The sequence below is a fragment of the Spirulina sp. CCY15215 genome, assembly GCF_016888125.1.
Classification (GTDB): Bacteria; Cyanobacteriota; Cyanobacteriia; order Cyanobacteriales; family Spirulinaceae; genus CCY15215.
The window spans coordinates 1-20,233 of the sequence record NZ_JACSWA010000337.1; the positions used below are offsets into that span (position 1 = coordinate 1).

Consider the following 20,233-nt stretch of genomic DNA (forward strand, 5'->3'; position numbering starts at 1 on the left):
GAGCGAGACTTACGCAGCTAGGGAGCGAGACTTACGCAGCTAGGGAGCGAGACTTACGCAGCTAGGGAGCGAGACTTACGCAGCTAGGGAGCGAGACGCTCCCACTACTGTATTCTATCCGTATGGTAGTGCGGGCATCTTGCCCGCTAATGCGTCAGTCCTATAATTATCAATTATCAATGAAGAATTATCAATTTATCAATTATCTAACTTAATTATCTAACTTGTCGCTGTAACTGGTCTTGTAAAGGTTGTTCGGAATCGATCGCTAAACCGATGAGATTTCCTGTAACATCTGAGGGAACAAAACTGGCTGTAGAATTGGTAAAGAGTAGATAACAACTGCCACGAGGAAGAGTATTTATACTATTTGCATGAGGTGTTAACCAAACTAAGGGAAACTTTAAGGGAATTTCTGTCGTTTTTTCTTCTTGAATATAAGTAGCGGCAAGGGTTTCCAAAACAACGCGATTTCCTTGCACTAAACCTGTTTGTGCAGTCCACAATTGGACGCTAAATTGGCAGCGACTGGCGTAAAAATAAAGAGATGCTGCTGCAATGACAGCCCGTTCAAATTCCTCGGAGTTCCAAGCTGCACCACTATCTAAACAAATAATTACTTCTTTGCCACTGGTAATCACTTCGAGTTCTCTAACTTGTAGTGTTCCCAGTCTGGCGCTAGTTCGCCAGTGAATTAAACGGGTCGGATCGCCAGTACGATAGGGACGCAGGGCTTTGGTAATTCCTTCTGTTGCTGATTGATAGCGGCGATCGCTTTCATTTTGCAGTCTTTCTTCTCTCCCAATGGTATCGACGAGAGGACAATAACGCAGGGGTAAAACTTGCGGGTAAACAATGGCTTTTGCGGGGACTTTTCGACTGCGACGCGCCCAAAATAAACCCAAGGGAGTTGCGGTTCTCAGTTCTACTTCTTGCCAGCGATAAACGCCCCGTTTTTGGGTAGGATGATAATAGGTAATGCGCTGGGTTTGATGGGGAAGAATTTGCTCGATCGCCGTGGGTTTGGCTGTTCCGAGAACTGAAGGTAAAAGATCGTAGGCTTGTAGCAGCGATCGCGGACTATTGCTAGTATTTTCTATTTCTAGCTCTAATGTGATATTATCTCCCGCACTAATTGGAGCGATGAGACGACGACTTACCTTAATGTGAGAAAGAGAGCGCCCAGCGAGGACGGCACCGAGTCCCAATAAGGCGAAAATAATGCCGCTAATGGCATATAACCACCCGGCCATTGTATTAGTAGCTGCCCCAAAGAAACATAAGGCGATCGCCAGTAAAACACCCCCAGAATAAGCGGGTTTAACCCAATTGCGTTCTAACCAATCTAGCGTCCGTGTCATTATTTTGAACATGATTTCCGCGATCGCAATCTTTGCTTTTCGATTTTAACCGAAAAGATTAGGATTGCAAAGCATCAAATTGTTGTTAAGAAGGTTAGACAGCAATCGGTTCGCGGAATTGCCCCGTATTTCTCAAGGCATCTAAAAAGGCAAAAACAACTGGAGGATGCAGGGCATTTTCTAAAATTGAGGCTCCCAAAGTACGAGAGAGATGACAAGGTAACTTACAAACTTTAATATTAGCAGGAATGGGTTCCGCCGCCATGCGGGGTAAAATTGTTGCCCCTAACCCGCGCATTACCATTGCGATCGCCGTAGAATCTTCTTGGATTTCGTAAGCAATGTCAATGGGTACTTCCGACTGTTGCAAGCATTTGCGAATTCTGGCGCTACAACTGGCATGACGTGAGAGAATTAAAGGATAAGAGGCAAGTTTCTGCCAAGTGAGTTGAGTTTGTTTTTCCCGTGCTTGAGGCGGTAAAAGCGCAATATATTCATCTTCAACGATCTCCCAAGTGGAAAACCCTTCCCCAACTAAACATTCTGTGACTCCAATATCAACTTCTCTTTGTCTAAGTGCCTGTTCGATTTCATAAATTTCTCCGTATTCGGCGATATCGATTTGAATATTGGGGAAATGGCGATGCAGCCTGGCGATCGCCGACGGTAATAAGTGAGTTGCCACGCTTCGGAAAGCAGCAATGCGAACTTGTCCCCCATCTAATCCTTTATCGCGATTGGCTTCTCGGGCGATTCCCTCCAATAAGTGTAAAACCTGCCGAGCTTGTGCTACAATGCGATCGCCAACAGGGGTGACTTTTGCCCCCTGTCGCCCTCGTTTAACCAGTTGTACCCCTAATTCTTCCTCGAGTTGCGCGATCGCGTGGCTGACTGTCGATTGAGACAAGTCCAATTCAAGAGCAGCCGTACTGAAATTTTGACAATCTGCAACCGCAACGAGGGCGCGGAATTGCGAGATTTTTAACTTGTAGGGGTTGATAGCACTCATGGGAAAGAGAGTTGGGAGAGGATAGTGGATAGTTGAGAGTTGAGAGTTGAGAGTTGAGAGTTGAGAGTTGGGAGTTGAGAGTTGGGAGTTGGGAGTTGGGAGTGGATAGTGGATAGTGGATAGTGGATAGTGGATAGTGGATAGTTGGGAGTGAGGGATTGATAACTATAATAGGTAGCTATTTTTTGCTATCTATCGATTTTATCGATAGAAGATATCTACGTTATGCTTTGAATATTAAGTTTTCTTCTTGCTATAGTCAAAGTATCAACCGCAAAAGACGGGAGCGAATATTGAATTATGACTAACTATAGCATTTCCACGACGCAACAAAAATTAGAGCGCATTTACAACGAAGGTGAAGCGAAAACGACTCAAAATGTTGAATTTAACTCAGGATTTCAGCAATTTCTGCAAGATTTCTTTGCTTTTCTCTCAGGTAGCGAAGAACCTCGCGTTTCGATCCGTCGCGATCGCACTGGAAACAAAGTATACAACGCTTACGATCCTGTAACAAATTCTTCATTTTCCAGCACCAGCGAAACAGAATTGAGAACCTGGCTAGAAGGACGCTACTATCATTAAAAAAGGATGTTAGAGCAAAAACACAATCTCGCTAATTCTTGAAAAACTCAAAGGCTTAAAAATGCGATCGCGATCGGTTTTTGACTTTTGAGTTTTTCAGATTCTAGAAGCAAAGCTAAAGCTAAATTGAGGATGGAAATCTATAAATCTCATCACGCGATACAATAGAAGGCGATCGATAACGCATTCTCGAAACGATAATGGCAACAACCGACCTCGAAGAAGCCCCCGCAACAACTCCTGAACTCGATGACCTTCCCGATGATGTTGAAATGTCTCTCTTCGACCATCTCGACGAACTGCGATGGCGGATTTTCTCAAGTTTAATCGCGATCTTCATTTGTTGTATTGGTTGCTTTTTCTTCGTAAAACCCATTGTTAATCTACTGGAAATGCCCGCTCATGGGGTAAAGTTCTTAGAACTTACACCAGGAGAATTCTTCTTCGTTTCCATTAAGGTCGCAGGCTATACAGGTATACTGATTTCTAGCCCTTGGATTCTCTACCAAGTTATTCAATTTGTCTTACCAGGGTTAACTCGTCGCGAACGTCGTCTTCTCGGTCCCGTTGTTCTAGGATCGGGAATTCTCTTTTTTGCAGGCTTGGCTTTCTCATATATTGCCCTCGTTCCCGCAGCCTTAAACTTTTTTATCAATTACGGTGCAGATGTTGTCGAACAAGCCTGGTCGATCGATCGCTATTTTGAATTTATTCTTTTATTGCTGTTCGGAACCGGTTTAGTTTTTCAAGTGCCAATCCTCCAGTTAATTTTGGCACAATTGGGAATCATTAGTTCTGAGAAAATGCTTTCGGGATGGCGTTATATTGTTCTTGCTGCCGCAATTTTGGGTGCAGTGATTACACCTTCTACAGATCCCATTACTCAGTCTCTTCTGGGAGGGGCAGTTTTAGTTTTATATTTTGGTGGTATCGGTGTTGTCAAACTGATTGGGAAATAATTTCTTGATTGTTGGGCGATCGACTCATCTCAAATCTGCTTAAATGAAATAATAAAATGTTTCTAAGGTAATGAACCAAACTCCATCCATATCCGATCCCAGTGTCGATATTTTCCTCTACGATCTATATAGCGGACTCGGTAAAAGCGAAGAGGATATTGAAAGCGATCGCCGCCGTTTTTGGAATCGCATTTACGACGAAAACTATATCGACAAAAACATAGAAGCCTTCAAAAAGAAAGAACGAGATTTTTCTAACTCTATCGAATTGTTAGATTCACATATTAAGCCTTTTGATGCCCCTCTCGATGGCTACTATTACCCTGTTAAACTGGGGGATACTCTGGCTTTACAAATCAATTGTACTGGACGCAATAACGATCCAGATCGCGAACAAAACTCTACTGCTGAAAGATTCCTAGAACTGCAAAAATTTGTCAGAATTATTGACAATCATACCACAAAAATACCAGCTAAACTCGGACAAAGCTGGCTTTTTTTAGGACAGATCGATAGTGCAACTCAAGACCCAAAGGAAATCGAAAAAATTGCCGAATCCTGTTCTAAATATTTAGAAATAATCAAAAAAATTAATTGGAAACAAGATTTAATCGGACAAGGAATCTATCAAGAAGCATATTTATACGAACTCGAACAACCCAATACTATTCTGGATGGAGAAAATCGGACTCATCATATCTTAATCTGTTTATTTCCTCAATATAAAACCCCAGCAGAAATTGAAAAAATTATAGGAGATTTGTATCCCGATTTTATGTCCTTGTTTCATTATCGCAGCAAAATCCTCTGGATTTACGAACAAAGCCGCACAATTAAAGCAATTTTACAAAGCGTATCGGGGGATCTAAAAAATATGGTTGATAATATATCGAGACGGTTAGAAAGTTCTCAACTCGATCTGAAGCAGTTGCAGAAAGACCTCGGAAATACTTTGGAAATGTTGTGTTTGTGTGGTACTCACCTCAGCTATTTTCAAGAATACCTGATGAATATTAAAATAAACCAAAAAAATTATCAAAACCGTTTGCAATGGATGCGCGATCGCAATAATTCTACCCTCTGCGATCTGAAATTTTTTGAGGCATTTGCCAACTCTGCTAAGGATAAAACCGAACAAATAGAGATAGATTATAAAGTTCTCAGTGAAGGAATAAAACCCCTTTATAGTTTCATTCAAACCCTAGAAGGAATCATGGCGATCGAACGCACTCAAAACGAACGTACTTTGAATAATACGATCGCGATCGCAGGAGTAGGAATTAGTGTCGCTTCCTTAGTTGCTGCTAGTATTGGACAAGAAGAAAGTCGCATCATAATCAAACAATTTGTGACTATTCCAGAAGACTCAATCTCTTCTTTTCTACAAATTAGTTTCATATTTTTTCCTTTAGTAATCAGTATTTTTTTAGGAGTCATTAGTGGAGTTTTGACCTTTCTAATCTTGCGATTCTTCAAAAAATAGTCTCAAAAAGATGCACTCTTTTTTCTATTCAATAGAACATAATTCGCCGCAGGGCAAATGCTAACACAGAAACCCCACAGACAATCGTACTTTGTCCAAATAAAGGACGTAGAGAATATTGTAAAATGTCTTGCAATAACGCAATAAATCCCTCATCAATGAAGCCAAAAAGATGCAAACCAATCAAATAGATAATACCTAACAGATGAATGGTAAATAAGCCACAAAAACAACTAAATGCCAGTGCTTCTAGGGTAGGTTTTGTGCGAAAAGCCAAAGAACCGCAAATCCAAGCCCCAGGAATAAAGCCCAATAAATAACCAAAAGTCGGCTCTATAATGTAGTCTAAGCCGCCTCCGTGGGTAAAAATACGAAATCTCGGTAAAAATAGCCCTAATAAGATATAGATAATTTGTGAAAGCGCCCCTGATTGCTTCCCTCCCAAACATCCCACCAGTAATACCGCCCCCACCTGAAATGTTACCCCTAAAGCGTAAGTTTGTACGCCGCTTTCCGATGCCCAATTCCACGGTAAAGTTGTCGTAGAAGGTTCCATAAAAGTCCCACCAATCGTCAAAAACAAACCCACCACCGCCCAAAGCAGTTTGTAAGGTAGGGAAAGATTGGGATTATTTGCGGATTTGCGGCGAATGGGACGACTGCGCTTTCTTCTACGAGGGTTTTTTGTACTCATCTTTAAAATACGGAGAGGGTGGGATTCGAACCCACGGAACCTTTCGGTTCACTCGATTTCAAGTCGAGAGCGTTCGACCACTCTGCCACCTCTCCACAAGTCTTTTCTTATAATAACAAGGAGAAGGGAAAAAAGATGTCTTGAGAAATAATTTGATAATCCTGACCTACCCAAACCAGAGAAATCTTTGTCACCTCTCCATCTTGCAAAACCACAATCGAAAAATTGCGCCGAATGTCGTTCTTACGGTTAATAATACGGGGAACCTGTGCTGCATTCAGATAAAAGGTACTTCCTTGAATTTGTAGCATCTGGCGCTGTTGGTGTTGGGTATGGCGCAAACTTTGGTGCATATGACCAAAGGTGACAAGGGGAATTTTTTTGTTGAAGTGGCGAGTTTTGGCGATCGCCTCCGTTAAATCCAAGTCTCCGCGATCGCCTCCTATGGGTTCCCAGTCCCGGCCGCAAATATCTTCTGGGCGATCGCCTAACCCATAGGGTCCATTATGGGACAGGAAAATCAAGGTTTCTTGAGATGTTTCTTGGGCTGCTGCAACAATGCGATCGCATGACTCAGTAAATCCGTTGACGTTGTAGCGATCGCGGAAAAATTCTGGGCTACTCCACTCAGATCCTCCCCAACTAAAGGGACGACCTCCGACGACAGAAAGCCCCAATTCGGGAAAATCTCGCTTTCCATAGCCCACGTGCGCCTCTCCTAAGATGTCCAACTGTTCTTGCACGCGATCGACCTTTTTAGGGTCATAGGGGGGCTTTTTCCGACCCCAAGGAGAGGCAGTATACCAGGCATCGTGATTGCCTAAAACAGCCGCAAAAGGGAGAGTCGTGGCAGCAACTTCTCGAACGACGGCGATCGCCTCGTTACCAAAATCCCCCACAAAAAGAACTAAATCAACCCCTAAATGTTCGAGAGCAATTCTATCTTCTGCTTCCCATTGGTCGTGAATATCCCCCACGACTGCAATTTTAATTTCTGCTTTCATAACAAAAACAATACAAGTATCCTATTTTGTCTTAAATTGGCCAGAAAAAGCTATTTTCATTAATAATAGGAAAAAGAAATCGAATTCTGGATTAGACCGTGACAGAACAACAGAGCTACAAAGAAACCGTCAATCTTCCCAAAACTGACTTTAGCATGAGAGCTAATGCCGTCCAGCGCGAACCGGAATTGCAACAATTTTGGGCTGATGAGCAGATTTATGAAACCCTGTCGCGGGATAATCCAGGGGAAATTTTCGTGCTTCACGATGGACCCCCCTACGCGAATGGGTCTCTGCACATGGGTCACGCCCTCAATAAGATTCTTAAAGATATTATTAATAAATATAAAATTTTGCAAGGGCGCAAAGTTCGTTATGTTCCAGGTTGGGACTGTCACGGACTGCCTATTGAACTGAAAGTTCTGCAAAAAATGAAGCAGAAGGAACGGGAAAAACTAACTCCTTTATCTCTGCGTCAAAAAGCGAAAGAATTCGCGATCGCGTCCATGGAGGAACAGCGATCGGGATTTAAACGCTACGGCATTTGGGGAGATTGGGACAATCCTTATTTAACTCTACAACCGGAATACGAAGCCGCCCAAATTGCCGTTTTTGGCAAAATGGCACTCAAGGGTTATATCTATCGCGGTTTAAAGTCAGTTCATTGGAGTCCCAGTTCTAAAACTGCCCTCGCGGAAGCAGAGTTAGAATATCCTGAAGGTCACACTTCTCGCAGTATCTATGTTGCTTTTTCCATGTTAAAGGCTGCCCCAGCAGTTGAGGAAAAATTGGCTGAATTTTTGCCCAATTTAGGAGTAGCCATTTGGACAACAACCCCTTGGACAATTCCTGCTAATTTGGGTGTCGCGGTTAACCCTGAATTAACTTATGCTGTGGTGGAAATGGCGGGGGAAATTACTACTCCTCAATATTTACTCATTGCTGAGGATTTACAAGCAAGATTGAGTGAAAAATTAGGCACAATATTAACAGTAAAAACAACAGTTAAAGGGGCAGAATTAGAAGGCTGTACTTATCAGCATCCTCTCTGCGATCGCGAGAGTAAAATTCTCATTGGTGGCGATTACGTGACCACAGAATCAGGGACGGGTTTAGTACATACGGCACCCGGTCACGGTCAAGAAGATTTTATCGTGGGACAGCGCTACGGACTGCCTATTTTGTCTCCAGTTGATGAGAATGGAAACTTTACCGAAGAAGCAGGAAAATTTAAAGGTTTAAATGTTTTAAAAGATGCCAATGGCGCAATTATTGAAGCCTTAATTGAAGCAAACGCTTTACTTTTAGAAGAGTCCTACGTGCATAAATATCCCTACGATTGGCGCACCAAAAAACCGACCATTTTCCGGGCAACAGAACAATGGTTTGCTTCTGTAGAGGGGTTTCGAGATGAAGCATTAAAGGCAATTTCTACTGTAGAATGGATTCCCTCTCAAGGACAAAATCGCATCACCCCAATGGTTAGCGATCGCGCAGATTGGTGCATCTCTCGTCAGCGCAGTTGGGGAATGCCGATTCCTGTATTCTACGATGAAGAAACCAACGAACCTTTAGTGACTCAAGAAACTATCGACCATATCCAAACAATTATCGCCAAAAATGGCTCTGATGCGTGGTGGAAACTATCCGTAGAAGAGTTACTTCCCGAACAATATCGCAATAATGGTAAGACCTATCGGAAAGGCATGGATACAATGGATGTTTGGTTTGATTCCGGTTCTTCTTGGGCTGCTGTTGCTAATAACCGAGAAGAATTAAAATATCCTGTGGATATATATTTAGAAGGATCGGATCAGCATCGCGGTTGGTTTCAATCTAGTTTGTTAACTAGCGTCGCAACTAATGGAATTGCTCCCTATAAAACAGTATTAACCCACGGATTTGCTCTCGATGAAAAGGGATATAAAATGAGTAAATCCCTCGGTAATGTCATCGATCCCAACATGATTATTAATGGCGGGAATAATAAGAAGAAAGAACCCGCTTATGGTGCCGACGTACTGCGTTTATGGGTTTCTTCCGTCGATTACTCTAACGATGTTCTGATTGGTAACAATATTATCAAACAACTGTCCGATGTGTATCGCAAGATTCGCAATACATCGCGATTCTTGTTGGGAAATTTACATGATTTTGACCCTAAAAAACACGCGGTTGCTTATGAAGAAATGGCAGAACTCGATCGCTATATGCTACATCGCATTACGGAAGTTTTTGACGATATTACCGAAGCATTTGATACTTATCAATTTTACCGTTTCTTCCAAGCTATCCAAAATTTCTGTGTAGTCGATCTATCCAATTTCTATCTCGATATCGCCAAGGATCGCCTCTATATTTCTGCGTTGAATTCTCCCCGTCGTCGCAGTTGTCAAACTGTCCTATCTATTGCTTTAGAAAGTTTAGCTAAATCGATCGCCCCAGTATTGTCCCATACGGCGGAAGACATCTGGCAATTTTTGCCCTATAAGACCCCTTATAAGTCCGTCTTTGCCTCGGGTTGGTTGGAAATGAAGTCTGAGTGGAAAAAGCCAAAACTTGCCGCTTCTTGGACGATTTTACGCGATATCCGAACGGAAGTGAATAAGGTGATGGAACAAGCACGCAGCGAGAAGGCGATCGGTTCTTCTTTAGATGCTAAAGTGTTAATCTATAGCACCGATGTAGCGTTAAAACAATCTTTGCAAGCATTAAACCCAATAGAGAGTTTAGCCGGAAATCGCATTGACGAACTGCGCTATCTTTTCCTAGCTTCCCAAGTTGAATTAGTCGATTCTCTCGATACAATTCAAAAAGCAGAATACAAAAGTGAATCCGATAATATTGCCATTGGTATTATCAAAGCAGAGGGAGAAAAATGCGATCGCTGTTGGAATTATTCCACTTATGTTGGTCAATCTAGCCAACATCCTTTGCTGTGCGATCGCTGCGAAACTGCATTGTCTGGAGATTTTTAACTCCTATATATGAAATTATATGAGTTGATTTTAGACGTTTATCTTCTTGCCAATCAACCGTTAACTAAAGATAATGAGGAGGGGCGATCGCCAAATATAATCCGTCCAGGACGGATCATTGTTGCTCCAGCTTGTAGGGCGAGGGGGTAGTCTCCAGACATTCCCATTGAGAGTTCAGGTAGAGTTAAATTGGTCGTGGGATCTTGGGTGATGCGATCGCCGAGTTCTTTTGTTGCTTGAAAAGTCGCCAACTTTTCTGCATCTGAGAGTCCCAAGGGCAGAATTGTCATCAAACCTTGAATTTTTAAATGGGAGAGGCGATCGAGTTTCCCAAGATCGGCGAGTAATTCCGATTGACTCCAACCATATTTATCAGCATCGGGTAAGATTTTTACTTGCAGACAAATTTTAGGATTGCGTTGCATATCTGCTGCAAGACTGTTCAGACGTTGAGCCAGTTTGAGGCTATCACAAGAGTGAATCCAATCAAAACTTTCGATCACCTTTTTGGCCTTATTACTTTGAATATGACCGATAAAATGCCAGCAAATATCCTTTAAATCTTGTAGTTGCTCTTGTTTGGGTAATGCTTCTTGAATGCGACTCTCCGCAAAGTCTCTTGCTCCCGCTTGGTAGGCCTCCCGCATCGCCTCAAGAGAAACTTGCTTGCTTACGGCGATCGCGCGAACCCCCGAGGGCAACTGTTGGTAAATTCGCTGTAGGCGATCGCTAATGGAGTCAGTCATTTTAGAGAAGTAACAGGCAACAGGCAAGAGCAGGATTATTGGAAAGTGCGTTGGTAAACGACTTGTAGACCTTTATAGTCTATATCGGCTCCAATGCGGCGTAATTGACGCAGGCGATTTTCCACCACTAGGCGAGCATCAGAACGCTTGATAGGTTCAAAGCTCAAGTTATCTCGATTGTGAGTTACAAAAAAAAATAAACGTTGAGCATAAAGGGTCGTATATAACTCTCGATTGTCTTCAATCGGGCAAACCTTGAAGAGTAAACCAAACGTAGGGTGATTGAGGTAAGTTTCGTTATTTTTATCCATCGATCGCGAAATAAATTACCCTTATATAACCAGAGGAAACAATCGGAAAAATTGCTAAAATTTTAATTTTCAGACAACTGCCCCAACTCATTATATCTCAATATGGTCTTCTCTGCTGTCTTCTCTTTTTCATTGATTAAGCTGCCCATCCCCAAACCAAGCGCACCCACCAAAAAAGAACTAAAATGCCGAGGGCAACTCCATCACTAATACCCAAGCGGAGTTGATGCCATTGAACGCGATGGCGATCGGGGCTGGTAAACCCGCGCACTTCCATTGCGATCGCAATTTGTTCGGCACGCATGAGGAGATTTTCTAAGAGTCGTTCGGCGACAATCAGCCATAAGTTGAAACTTTGGCGCAGTCCCAGTTTTTTCCAATTGATGGCGCGGGTGGTGACAGACCGGAAAAGATTTTGGATTTCCTCGAGTACGAGGGGAATAAAGCGCAGGGAAAGGGTTAAGGTTAGGGCAATTTCAGTCACAGGAATTTTGAGGCGGCGCAGGGGCTGCATGAGGTCTTCCAGTCCGGCGGTAATCTCTTCGGGAGCCGTGGTCAGGAGATAAAGACTGCTACTGTAGATCAAGACGAAGAGGATGCTACTGAGATTTATAGCAAGATCGAGGGAGTGACGGGTGACATGAAAGCGTCCCACTTGTAGCAAAATATACTGATAATTTGTTGCGGGGGCGATCGCCAAGGCTGAATCTGGCCAGCGCGGTTGTGAGGAAATCGCCAGCCCATCATTGACAAAACAAGTGACAATAAAGGCGATCGTGCAGACAATGAGAAGCCAACCGGCTTGCTGTCGCAATGCTCTAAAGGGAATGCGGGCTGTTAAGGTAATCGCGATCGCCCCTAAAGCTAGAACAATACGCCAATTTACATTAGAAATTACGGGGGTAATCAGAAAACTGAGTAACCATACTAATTTAACCCGAGGATCGAGACGGTGCAGCCATGTAACGGGATGCTCCAGGTAGAGTCCAATGGGAAGCGATCGCAGTAAATCCATATATTTTTATCTATTTTTCTTAACAGAATTTTTGCATCTTATGGTAAGGACTGTCATGGTTTTGCCCAGCTAAACTAGATCTTCTACACCCCATACCCTTTAAGATATGGATTAAAGAATTTACCAAAACGGGTTAATCTTGATGGAGAATGTGACTTCTGCACAAACAATCTCGCGCCACGAGCTTCGCCAATTGGTATGCAACCAATTGCATACCCTTTTGGAGCGAGAAAATTGGGAAGGAGCCAAAGCATTGCTTATTCCCGTACAGCCTGTGGATATTGCGGAAGCAATTGAAGGACTGCCCGATTCAATGCAGGCCATCGCCTTTCGCTTGCTCTCGAAAGATGAGGCGATCGAGGTGTACGAACATTTAGATTCCTCGGTACAACAGAACCTGATTCAAGATTTTAAACGTCAAGAGGCGATCGAGATTGTTGAAAATATGTCTCCGGACGATCGCGCCCGATTATTTGATGAATTACCGGCGAAAGTCGTGCGTCAATTATTGGCTCAATTGAGTCCCAAAGAGCGCCAAGCAACGGCATTATTGCTGGGATATGAGGAAGATACTGCCGGGCGGATCATGACTCCTGAGTATATCTCTCTCAAGGAGAATATCACGGTAATGCAAACTCTCGATCGCATTCGCGCTCAAGCCAATGCTTCAGAACTGATTTACTATCTTTATGTGACGGATAATGCTCGTCGTTTAACGGGAATTGTCTCTCTGCGAGATTTAGTGGTTTCTTCTCCTGAGAAAACTCTTGGGGAAATTATGACTCGGGATGTGGTCAGCGTGACGACGGAGATGGATCAAGAGGAAGTGGCGCGATCGATTCAACGTTACGATCTGTTGGCATTACCTGTGGTGGATAAGGAGGCGCGTTTGGTGGGGGTGGTCACGGTGGACGATACGATTGATATTTTAGAGCGGGAAGCGACGGAAGATATGTACGCTATTGGAGGGGTACAAGGGGATGGAGATAAGTATTTCCAAACCAGTTTATTAGTTGTGGCTCGCAAGCGCATTTTTTGGTTGTTAATTTTGTTGGCAACAAATACGGTGACGGGGGCAATTATTCAAACTCAAGGTGCTTTGTTGGAATATACGGGACAGGCGATCGCGATCGTGGCATTTATTCCCCTTTTAACGGGGACGGGAGGGAATATTGGGGCGCAGTCTTCTACAGTGGTAATTCGGGGTTTAAATACGGATGAGTTACGTGCTTTAGGACCCTTACAAGTGATCTTTCGCGAGGCAATGGCGGGGTTATTATTGGGGACTTCTTTAGGAATTATGGCGACTTTGTGGGCGCATTACCTGATGCAAAAAAATATTTTTGTGGCTTTATCTGTGGGGAGCAGTTTAGTGGTTATTTCTTTATTGGCTTCGGTTTCTGGGTCTTCTTTGCCGTTTTTATTCCGTACTTTGGGTCTAGATCCGGCGTTGATGTCGGCTCCTTTTATTACTACGGCGGTGGATGTTTTAGGGGTTCTTATTTATTTTGCGATCGCGCGGAGTATCTTGAATTAGCAGGTTAATTAAATTTTGTAGTTTGGCGTTGTAAAAATCTGCTAAAATCAAGTATTATCAAGTATTATAAGTTAATTTAGAAGTTAATGACTAAAACCACAGTCCTTCGCGATCGCACTATTACCACAACTACTCCAATCCTATCTTACTGCGTTGCCCTACCAGAACCGCAGAATCACCTATTTGAGGTAACATTGAAGGTCGAAAACTGGCGATCGGATCGGCTAAATCTGCAAATGCCAGTTTGGACTCCTGGTTCTTATTTAGTGAGGGAATATTCGCGTCACGTCCAAGACTTTAAAGCAACAATAAAAAGTGAGAAAGAAAGTGAGGAAGAAAGTCTTCATCTCCGCAAACTGGAGAAAAATCACTGGCAAATTGATACTGAGGATACCACTAGCATAACGGTATATTATCGCGTTTATGCCAACGAACTAACTGTGCGAACCAACCATCTCGATCGCACTCACGGCTATTTTAATGGTGCATCTCTCTTTTTCTTTATTCCCAGTTGGGAAAATATACCTTATCAAATTGCGATCGCGCTACCCTATCCCGACTGGCACATTACTACCAGTTTACCCAAGGTTAAAGGGCAAGAAAATACTTTTATTGCCGAAAATTTTGACGTTTTAGTTGATAGTCCCTTCGAGATTGGCAAGCAAACAATCTACAATTTTGAAGTGTTGGGAAAACCCCACCAATGGGCAATTTGGGGAGAGGGAAATCTAGAACCAGATCGCCTGATAGAAGACACGAAAAAAATCATCAAAACCGAGACAAAGTTATACGGGAATTTACCTGATAGTTTACCCTATGATGAGTATATTTTTCTGCTACATCTAAGCAATGATGGCTTTGGTGGTTTAGAACATAAAAATTGCTGTTCTTTGATTTACGATCGCTTAGGATTTCGCAATAAAGAACGCTATAATCGCTTCTTACAGTTAGTTGCCCACGAATTCTTCCACCTCTGGAATGTAAAGCGTATTCGTCCTAAAGCACTGGAAACCTTCGACTATACCCGCGAAAATTATACTACTTCTCTATGGTTTTGTGAAGGAGCAACGAGCTATTACGACACAATTATTCCTCTTTGGGCAAAAGTCTACGATCGCAAAACCTTTTTTGAGACTATAAATAAAGATATTACTCGTTATTTGCAAACTCCCGGACGCAATGTACAATCTTTAAACGAATCCAGTTTTGATGCTTGGATCAAACTCTATCGAAGACATCCCAATAGCGATAATTCTCAAATCTCCTACTATTTGAAAGGAGAAATGGTATCTTTCTTGCTTGATCTTCGTATTCGTCGTAAATATAAGAATACGCGATCGCTAAACGATGTTATGCAAATAATCTGGGAGAAATTTGGCCAAGCGGAAATTGGCTACACTCCTCAACAATTGCAAGAGGTAATAGAATCCGTCGCTGAGGAAGATTTAAGCGACTTTTTCCACAAGTATTTACAAGAAATGGTTAAATTACCATTCGAGGAATATCTGTTACCTTTTGGTTTAAAAATAGAGAGTGTTTTTGAGAAAAATCCCTACCCGTATTTAGGCATTAGAACAATTATAGAAGAACAAAAAACTAAAATTCAATTTGTTTGGGATCATTCCCCTGCGGCTAAAGTAGGGATTGATATTGATGATGAACTTTTGGCTATTGATGGCATTCGAGTAACTCACGACAATTTAAACGAACGTTTGCGGGACTATCAAGCGGGAGATGCGATCGCAGTAACAGTATTTCATCAAGAAATCTTACAAACCTATCAAATTATACTCGATGAACCTGAACCTATACGCTATCAAATTATACAAATTAAATCTTCAACCTTTGCGGAAAAAGAACTATTAGAAGGCTGGTTAAATAGTTGATAGTTGATAGTTGATAGTTGATAGTTGGGAGTTGGGAGTTGGGAGTTGGGGGTTGGGAGTTGGGAGTTGGGAGTTGGGAGTTGGGGGTTGGGAGTGGGCAAAAATAACTGAATCGATCGCCTATAATTGAGCTATATCAATTGCTAAGAGGTCGTTATAAAGCGATCGCCCCCAATAAGGGCGATCGTTCAACATCAACCTAGATAACCTTTAACATCTGATGGGATGAGTCTGACTATTCACAACTTCCCAAATTCCTTTAAAAATTAAGTCTAAATCAAGCTCAATCTTTCCTGCAAACTCTGAATAAAGAACAGATAAAGTCTCTACTAACCAGGCCCCATCTCCTCCCGTAAAAATAACTCGACCTTCAGGAAAATCTTCCCACCAATCTATAATAAACTCGCGAATTCCTGGTAAAATTGTATAGAGAATTCCACTGGCGATCGCCTCTTCTGTATTCAAACTCCATCGCGCAGGCAATTGGGAAGGTAACACCAGATCGGGTAATGCTGCTGTTGTTTGAGAAAGAGATAAAAACTGCGATCGCAAACCTGGTAAAATAGCTCCCCCTATTAACTTATAATTCTCTTGGATTCCCGTTAAAGTTAGTGCGGTTCCTCCGTCGATAACCAATGCCGGAGAATCCCAAGATTTCACCGCACCATAGGCTGCTAAAGCGCGATCGATACCCATTGTTGGATAAATTCCCTCTAAAGGAAGATGCGCTAAAGTAATTTCTTTGCCACAAGTATAAGACCGCCATAATTGTGTTTGTTCTGGAACAACGGAAGCGAGATAAAGAGGAAGAGAATGGCTCAATTGAGGGGGAATCCCTAACGGCAAAAGTTCCCTAGGGATCGCCGTGACGGGTTGGGAAATATGCTCTGTATCCCAAGTTTTCACGAGTTTTTGCCCGGCAAAATAGCCGAAATGCGATCGCGAATTACCAATAACTAATATAAGGAATCGGAAATCTTTAACAAATGCAGGACTTGAATGTGGCAAAATAGAAATGTCAAGAAAATTTAAGCAATTAGGGGAGGTGGCTGATGTTAGCAACTCTGGAAAAAACGGAAAAGCGCTTGACCATTCAAACGGCAGATATAACCCAAGATACCACCACGATCCGCTCTTTAGACTGGGATCGCGATCGCTTTGATATTGAATTTGGATTGCAAAACGGTACTACCTATAATTCCCATCTGATCCGAGGGGAGAAAATTGCCCTCGTTGATACCTCCCACGCCAAATTCCGTCAACTCTATCTCGATACTCTGACGGGATTAATTGACCCCAAACAAATCGATTATCTGATCATTAGTCACACGGAGCCGGATCATAGCGGTTTGGTGAAAGATTTTCTCGCCTTAAATCCTAATGTTATTGTGGTTGGGGCGAAAATTGCGATTCAATTCCTAGAAGGATTTGTGCATGAAAAATTTGAACGCCAAGTGATTAAAAATGGGGATAAAATTGACCTGGGTAAAGGTCATGTTCTCGAGTTTGTTAATGCGCCCAATTTACACTGGCCGGATACGATTTTAACTTATGACTGGGGAACGCAAACATTATATACTTGCGATGTTTTTGGACTACATTATTGTTCTGATGATCTCTTTGATGTTAATTTGAAGGCGATCGCACCGGATTATCACTTTTACTATGAATGTTTGATGGCACCTAATGCCCGTTCTGTTTTGTCTGCCCTCAAACGCATGGAAAAAATAGGGGAGGTAAAGATAGTGGCTAATGGTCATGGACCTTTACTAAAACATAATGTAGATGAACTGATTGGACGTTATCGGGAATGGAGTTTAGCCCAAACAAAAGGAGAAAAAAGCGTTACTGTTTTTTATGTTTCTGGATACGGAGATAGCGATCGCCTTTCTCAATCTATCGCCCGAGGGATTACTAAAACTGGAATTACTGTGGAAATGATCGATGGGATCGGTGCAGATCTGCAAGAAGTCCGAGAAATTGTCGAAAATTCTGCGGGAATTGCGATCGCCATGCCTCCTGCCTCCGGTGAGAAAGCGAAAGAAGCAGCAACTACTCTCAGTACGATTCTTGCCTCTGCTAATGGTAAACAAGTAATAGGCTTTTTTGAGTCCTATGGAGAAGATGACGAACCTATTGATCCTATTTTAACCAAGTTTCGAGAATTGGGATTAACGACAGTTTTTCCCAGTATTCGCATTAAGGATACTCCCACCGAAGCAACTTACCAACTCTGCGAAGAAGCAGGGACGGATATGGGGCAGTTTTTAACTAAAGAAAAGTCGATTCAAAAGCGGAAATCTCTCGACAGCGATCTCGATAAAGCGATCGGTCGCATTAGTGGAGGACTCTACATTATCACGGCACAAAAGGGCGATATTAAAGGGGCAATGTTAGCCTCCTGGGTCACTCAAGCTAGTTTTGAACCCTTGGGACTTACCATTGCTGTAGCGAAAGATCGTGCAATTGAGTCTGTAATGCAGGTTGGCGATCGCTTTGTTTTGAATATCCTAGAAGAGGGTAATTATCAACATTTAATGAAGCACTTTCTCAAGCGATTTAAACCAGGTCAAGACCGTTTTGAAGGCGTAAATATCCAAGATGCTAAAAATGGTTCTCCAATTTTAATTGATGCTTTAGCTTATCTTGAATGTGAAGTGATTAGCCGCATGGAAGTTAGCGATCATTGGATTGTTTACAGCCAAGTTGATGAAGGCCGCGTCTCTAAACCTGACTCTTTAACGGCTGTTCATCATCGTAAGGTGGGGAATTATTATTAACGAGTAAAAAGTAACAAACAACAATCAATAAAACCATGCCAGAAATTAAACCTCGTGATGTTCAAGTGTTCCCCATTGGCGCAGAAACAAGGGTGCTGCGATCGCGGACTTGGGACAGACTCAAGTTTGAAATTGAATATGCCCTACAAAAAGGCACAACTGCTAATTCTTACCTCATAGAAGGGGATAAAATCGCCCTTTTCGATCCTCCAGGTGAATCTTTTAGCGACATCTTTTTAAAGGCACTTCAAGACCGTATCAATCTGCCAGAGATTGATTATATTATCTTGGGTCACGTTAACGCCAATCGTGCCAAAACCTTAACACTTTTACTGGATATTATTCCTGAAGTTACCCTTGTTTGTTCCAATCCTGGCGCGATCGCCCTTCGCAAACTTATTGAAGACCGAGACTTGAATATTCTCACCATTAAAGGAGAAGAAACCCTCGATCTTGGTCAAGATCATCACCTCCAATTTATTCTCACCCCTAGTCCGAGATGGCCCGATCGCCTCGCCACCTACGACCCTAAAACCCAGATTCTCTACACGGATAAACTCTTTGGGGCGCACGTTTGTAGCGATCAAATCTTTGATGAAGGTTGGACAGTTTACGCAGAAGACCGCCGCTATTATTTTGATTGTTTGATGGCACCCCACGCAACCCAAGTGGGGACAGCTTTAAACAAATTTAACGAATATGAAGTTAAATTTTACGCCCCCGGCCACGGTCCCCTCGTGAAATATGGCTTCACAGAACTCACAAATCTTTACCAAGAGTGGGTGGAAGAGCAGAAAAAAAAAGCGAATACCGTCGCCCTCATTTACGCATCGGCTTACGGCAATACGGCAACCATCGCTCAAGCGATCGCCCGAGGTATCACCAAAGCCGGAGTCGCCGTCACCTCTCTCAATTGCGAGGTCGCCGAACCCGAGGAAATCAAAGCCGCCGTGGAAAAATCCGCCGGCTTTATTATGGGATCTCCTACTCTCGGCGGTCACGCCCCCACTCAAGTGCAAACCGCCCTCGGCATCGTTCTTTCCACCGCCGATAAGAACAAATTAGCGGGGGTTTTTGGCTCTTTTGGCTGGAGTGGAGAGGCGATCGACATTTTAGAAGGAAAGTTCCGGGATGCGGGCTATCGCTTCGGATTTGAACCGATCCGGGTTAAATTTAAACCCACCGATGCTATTCTCAAATATTGTGAGGAAGCGGGGACGGATTTTGCTCAACTGTTGCAGCGACAGGAGAAAAAACGCAAATCTACAGCCTCGGGGGGGGAGTCGGAGTCTGCCCGCACGGAACAAGCTGTGGGGCGAATTGTCGGCTCTTTATGCGTCGTTACGGCACAGAAAGGAGAACTTTCTAGCGCTATGTTAGCCTCTTGGGTATCTCAAGCCTCCTTTAATCCACCAGGATTAACTATGGCCGTTGCTAAAGATCGTGCTATTGAGAATTTAATGCAGACTGGCGATCGCTTTGTCCTCAATATTTTGCCGGAAGGAAATGCGATTCAAAAGCGATTTATGAAGAATTATACCCCAGGAGAAGACCGTTTTGAGGATATTGAAAAAGAGGATGCAAGTAACGGTGGTTTTATTCTCAAAGATGCTTTAGCTTATGTAGAATGTCACGTTAGTAGTCGTATGGAGTGCGGCGATCATTGGGTAGTTTACGCAGTTACCGATACAGGTAAAGTGTTAGATGAGAAAGGCAAAACTGCTGTTCATTATCGCAAAACAGGGAGTTTTTATTAAACACAGATTTTTGATCAATTCTGGTAGTGACGTTACCTGCAACGTCACTACAGAATAGGTTGGATGGGTTACAAATTTTATCAGAGGTAACAAAAATTAAAAAATCCGATAGAATCAATACATTTCCA

General features: G+C 42.8%; 16 protein-coding genes and 1 tRNA gene. 8 read left to right on the forward strand and 9 right to left on the reverse strand.

Going from position 1 to position 20,233, the window contains the following annotated elements; genetic code table 11:
* Positions 1-215: 215 nt before the first annotated feature.
* Together JUI58_RS07070 and JUI58_RS07075 are read right to left on the reverse strand one after the other, a co-directional pair.
* Positions 216-1,361 carry a DUF58 domain-containing protein gene (locus tag JUI58_RS07070; protein ID WP_204103058.1) on the reverse strand — a complete coding sequence of 382 codons (1,146 nt, stop codon included), beginning with the start codon at positions 1,359-1,361 and terminating at the stop codon, positions 216-218.
* 94 nt (positions 1,362-1,455) lie between these two features.
* The gene (locus tag JUI58_RS07075; protein WP_204103059.1) at positions 1,456-2,370 is read right to left on the reverse strand and encodes a LysR family transcriptional regulator; all 915 of its coding nucleotides are present in this window, start codon (positions 2,368-2,370) and stop codon (positions 1,456-1,458) included.
* Between the two features lie 300 nt (positions 2,371-2,670).
* Between JUI58_RS07075 and JUI58_RS07080 the strand changes: the two genes are divergently transcribed.
* The 3 genes from JUI58_RS07080 to JUI58_RS07090 all read left to right on the forward strand — a co-directional run bounded on the left by JUI58_RS07080 (position 2,671) and on the right by JUI58_RS07090 (position 5,397).
* Positions 2,671-2,955 carry a hypothetical protein gene (locus JUI58_RS07080; RefSeq protein WP_204103060.1) on the forward strand — a complete coding sequence of 95 codons (285 nt, stop codon included), beginning with the start codon at positions 2,671-2,673 and terminating at the stop codon, positions 2,953-2,955.
* A 200-nt stretch (positions 2,956-3,155) separates the two neighbouring features.
* Positions 3,156-3,914: a twin-arginine translocase subunit TatC gene (tatC, locus tag JUI58_RS07085; protein WP_204103061.1), complete on the forward strand. Its 759-nt coding sequence runs from the start codon at positions 3,156-3,158 to the stop codon at positions 3,912-3,914.
* Positions 3,915-3,984: 70 nt separating this feature from the next.
* The gene (locus JUI58_RS07090) at positions 3,985-5,397 is read left to right on the forward strand and encodes a hypothetical protein (RefSeq protein ID WP_204103062.1); all 1,413 of its coding nucleotides are present in this window, start codon (positions 3,985-3,987) and stop codon (positions 5,395-5,397) included.
* 28 nt (positions 5,398-5,425) lie between these two features.
* Here JUI58_RS07090 and JUI58_RS07095 read toward each other — a convergent pair whose 3' ends face one another.
* The 3 genes from JUI58_RS07095 to JUI58_RS07105 all read right to left on the reverse strand — a co-directional run bounded on the left by JUI58_RS07095 (position 5,426) and on the right by JUI58_RS07105 (position 7,095).
* Entirely contained in the window at positions 5,426-6,091 is a 666-nt protein-coding gene (locus tag JUI58_RS07095) for a biotin transporter BioY (RefSeq protein ID WP_204103063.1), read from the reverse strand.
* A 10-nt stretch (positions 6,092-6,101) separates the two neighbouring features.
* Positions 6,102-6,186: transfer RNA gene (locus JUI58_RS07100), tRNA-Ser, on the reverse strand.
* A 12-nt stretch (positions 6,187-6,198) separates the two neighbouring features.
* Positions 6,199-7,095, reverse strand: coding sequence for a TIGR04168 family protein (locus tag JUI58_RS07105; protein WP_204103064.1), 897 nt, complete (start codon positions 7,093-7,095; stop codon positions 6,199-6,201).
* A 98-nt stretch (positions 7,096-7,193) separates the two neighbouring features.
* On the opposite strand from JUI58_RS07105, the gene ileS reads away from it, so the two are divergent.
* Positions 7,194-10,073: an isoleucine--tRNA ligase gene (gene ileS / locus JUI58_RS07110; protein ID WP_204103065.1), complete on the forward strand. Its 2,880-nt coding sequence runs from the start codon at positions 7,194-7,196 to the stop codon at positions 10,071-10,073.
* A 53-nt stretch (positions 10,074-10,126) separates the two neighbouring features.
* On the opposite strand, the gene JUI58_RS07115 is transcribed toward ileS, so the two are convergent.
* The 3 genes from JUI58_RS07115 to JUI58_RS07125 all read right to left on the reverse strand — a co-directional run bounded on the left by JUI58_RS07115 (position 10,127) and on the right by JUI58_RS07125 (position 12,145).
* A complete protein-coding gene (locus JUI58_RS07115) occupies positions 10,127-10,819 on the reverse strand; it encodes a YggS family pyridoxal phosphate-dependent enzyme (protein ID WP_204103066.1) in 693 nt (230 codons plus the stop codon).
* Positions 10,820-10,854: 35 nt separating this feature from the next.
* Positions 10,855-11,130 (reverse strand): transcriptional coactivator PipX, encoded by a 276-nt coding sequence (gene pipX, locus JUI58_RS07120; protein WP_204103067.1) that lies wholly within the window; start codon positions 11,128-11,130, stop codon positions 10,855-10,857.
* Between the two features lie 136 nt (positions 11,131-11,266).
* Complete coding sequence (locus tag JUI58_RS07125; protein WP_204103068.1) at positions 11,267-12,145, reverse strand: CbiQ family ECF transporter T component; 879 nt, start codon at positions 12,143-12,145, stop codon at positions 11,267-11,269.
* Between the two features lie 139 nt (positions 12,146-12,284).
* Here JUI58_RS07125 and mgtE point away from each other — a divergent pair, with 139 nt between their 5' ends.
* Together mgtE and JUI58_RS07135 are read left to right on the forward strand one after the other, a co-directional pair.
* A complete protein-coding gene (gene mgtE / locus JUI58_RS07130; protein ID WP_348539856.1) occupies positions 12,285-13,682 on the forward strand; it encodes a magnesium transporter in 1,398 nt (465 codons plus the stop codon).
* Positions 13,683-13,768: 86 nt separating this feature from the next.
* Positions 13,769-15,568, forward strand: a complete 1,800-nt coding sequence (locus JUI58_RS07135; RefSeq protein WP_204103070.1) for a M61 family metallopeptidase — start codon at positions 13,769-13,771, stop codon at positions 15,566-15,568.
* Between the two features lie 210 nt (positions 15,569-15,778).
* On the opposite strand, the gene JUI58_RS07140 is transcribed toward JUI58_RS07135, so the two are convergent.
* Complete coding sequence (locus JUI58_RS07140; RefSeq protein ID WP_204103071.1) at positions 15,779-16,576, reverse strand: pantothenate kinase; 798 nt, start codon at positions 16,574-16,576, stop codon at positions 15,779-15,781.
* 44 nt (positions 16,577-16,620) lie between these two features.
* On the opposite strand from JUI58_RS07140, the gene JUI58_RS07145 reads away from it, so the two are divergent.
* Both JUI58_RS07145 and JUI58_RS07150 read left to right on the forward strand, forming a co-directional pair.
* Complete coding sequence (locus JUI58_RS07145; protein WP_204103072.1) at positions 16,621-18,348, forward strand: diflavin flavoprotein; 1,728 nt, start codon at positions 16,621-16,623, stop codon at positions 18,346-18,348.
* Positions 18,349-18,383: 35 nt separating this feature from the next.
* Positions 18,384-20,105 carry a diflavin flavoprotein gene (locus tag JUI58_RS07150; protein WP_204103073.1) on the forward strand — a complete coding sequence of 574 codons (1,722 nt, stop codon included), beginning with the start codon at positions 18,384-18,386 and terminating at the stop codon, positions 20,103-20,105.
* Positions 20,106-20,233: the final 128 nt, after the last annotated feature.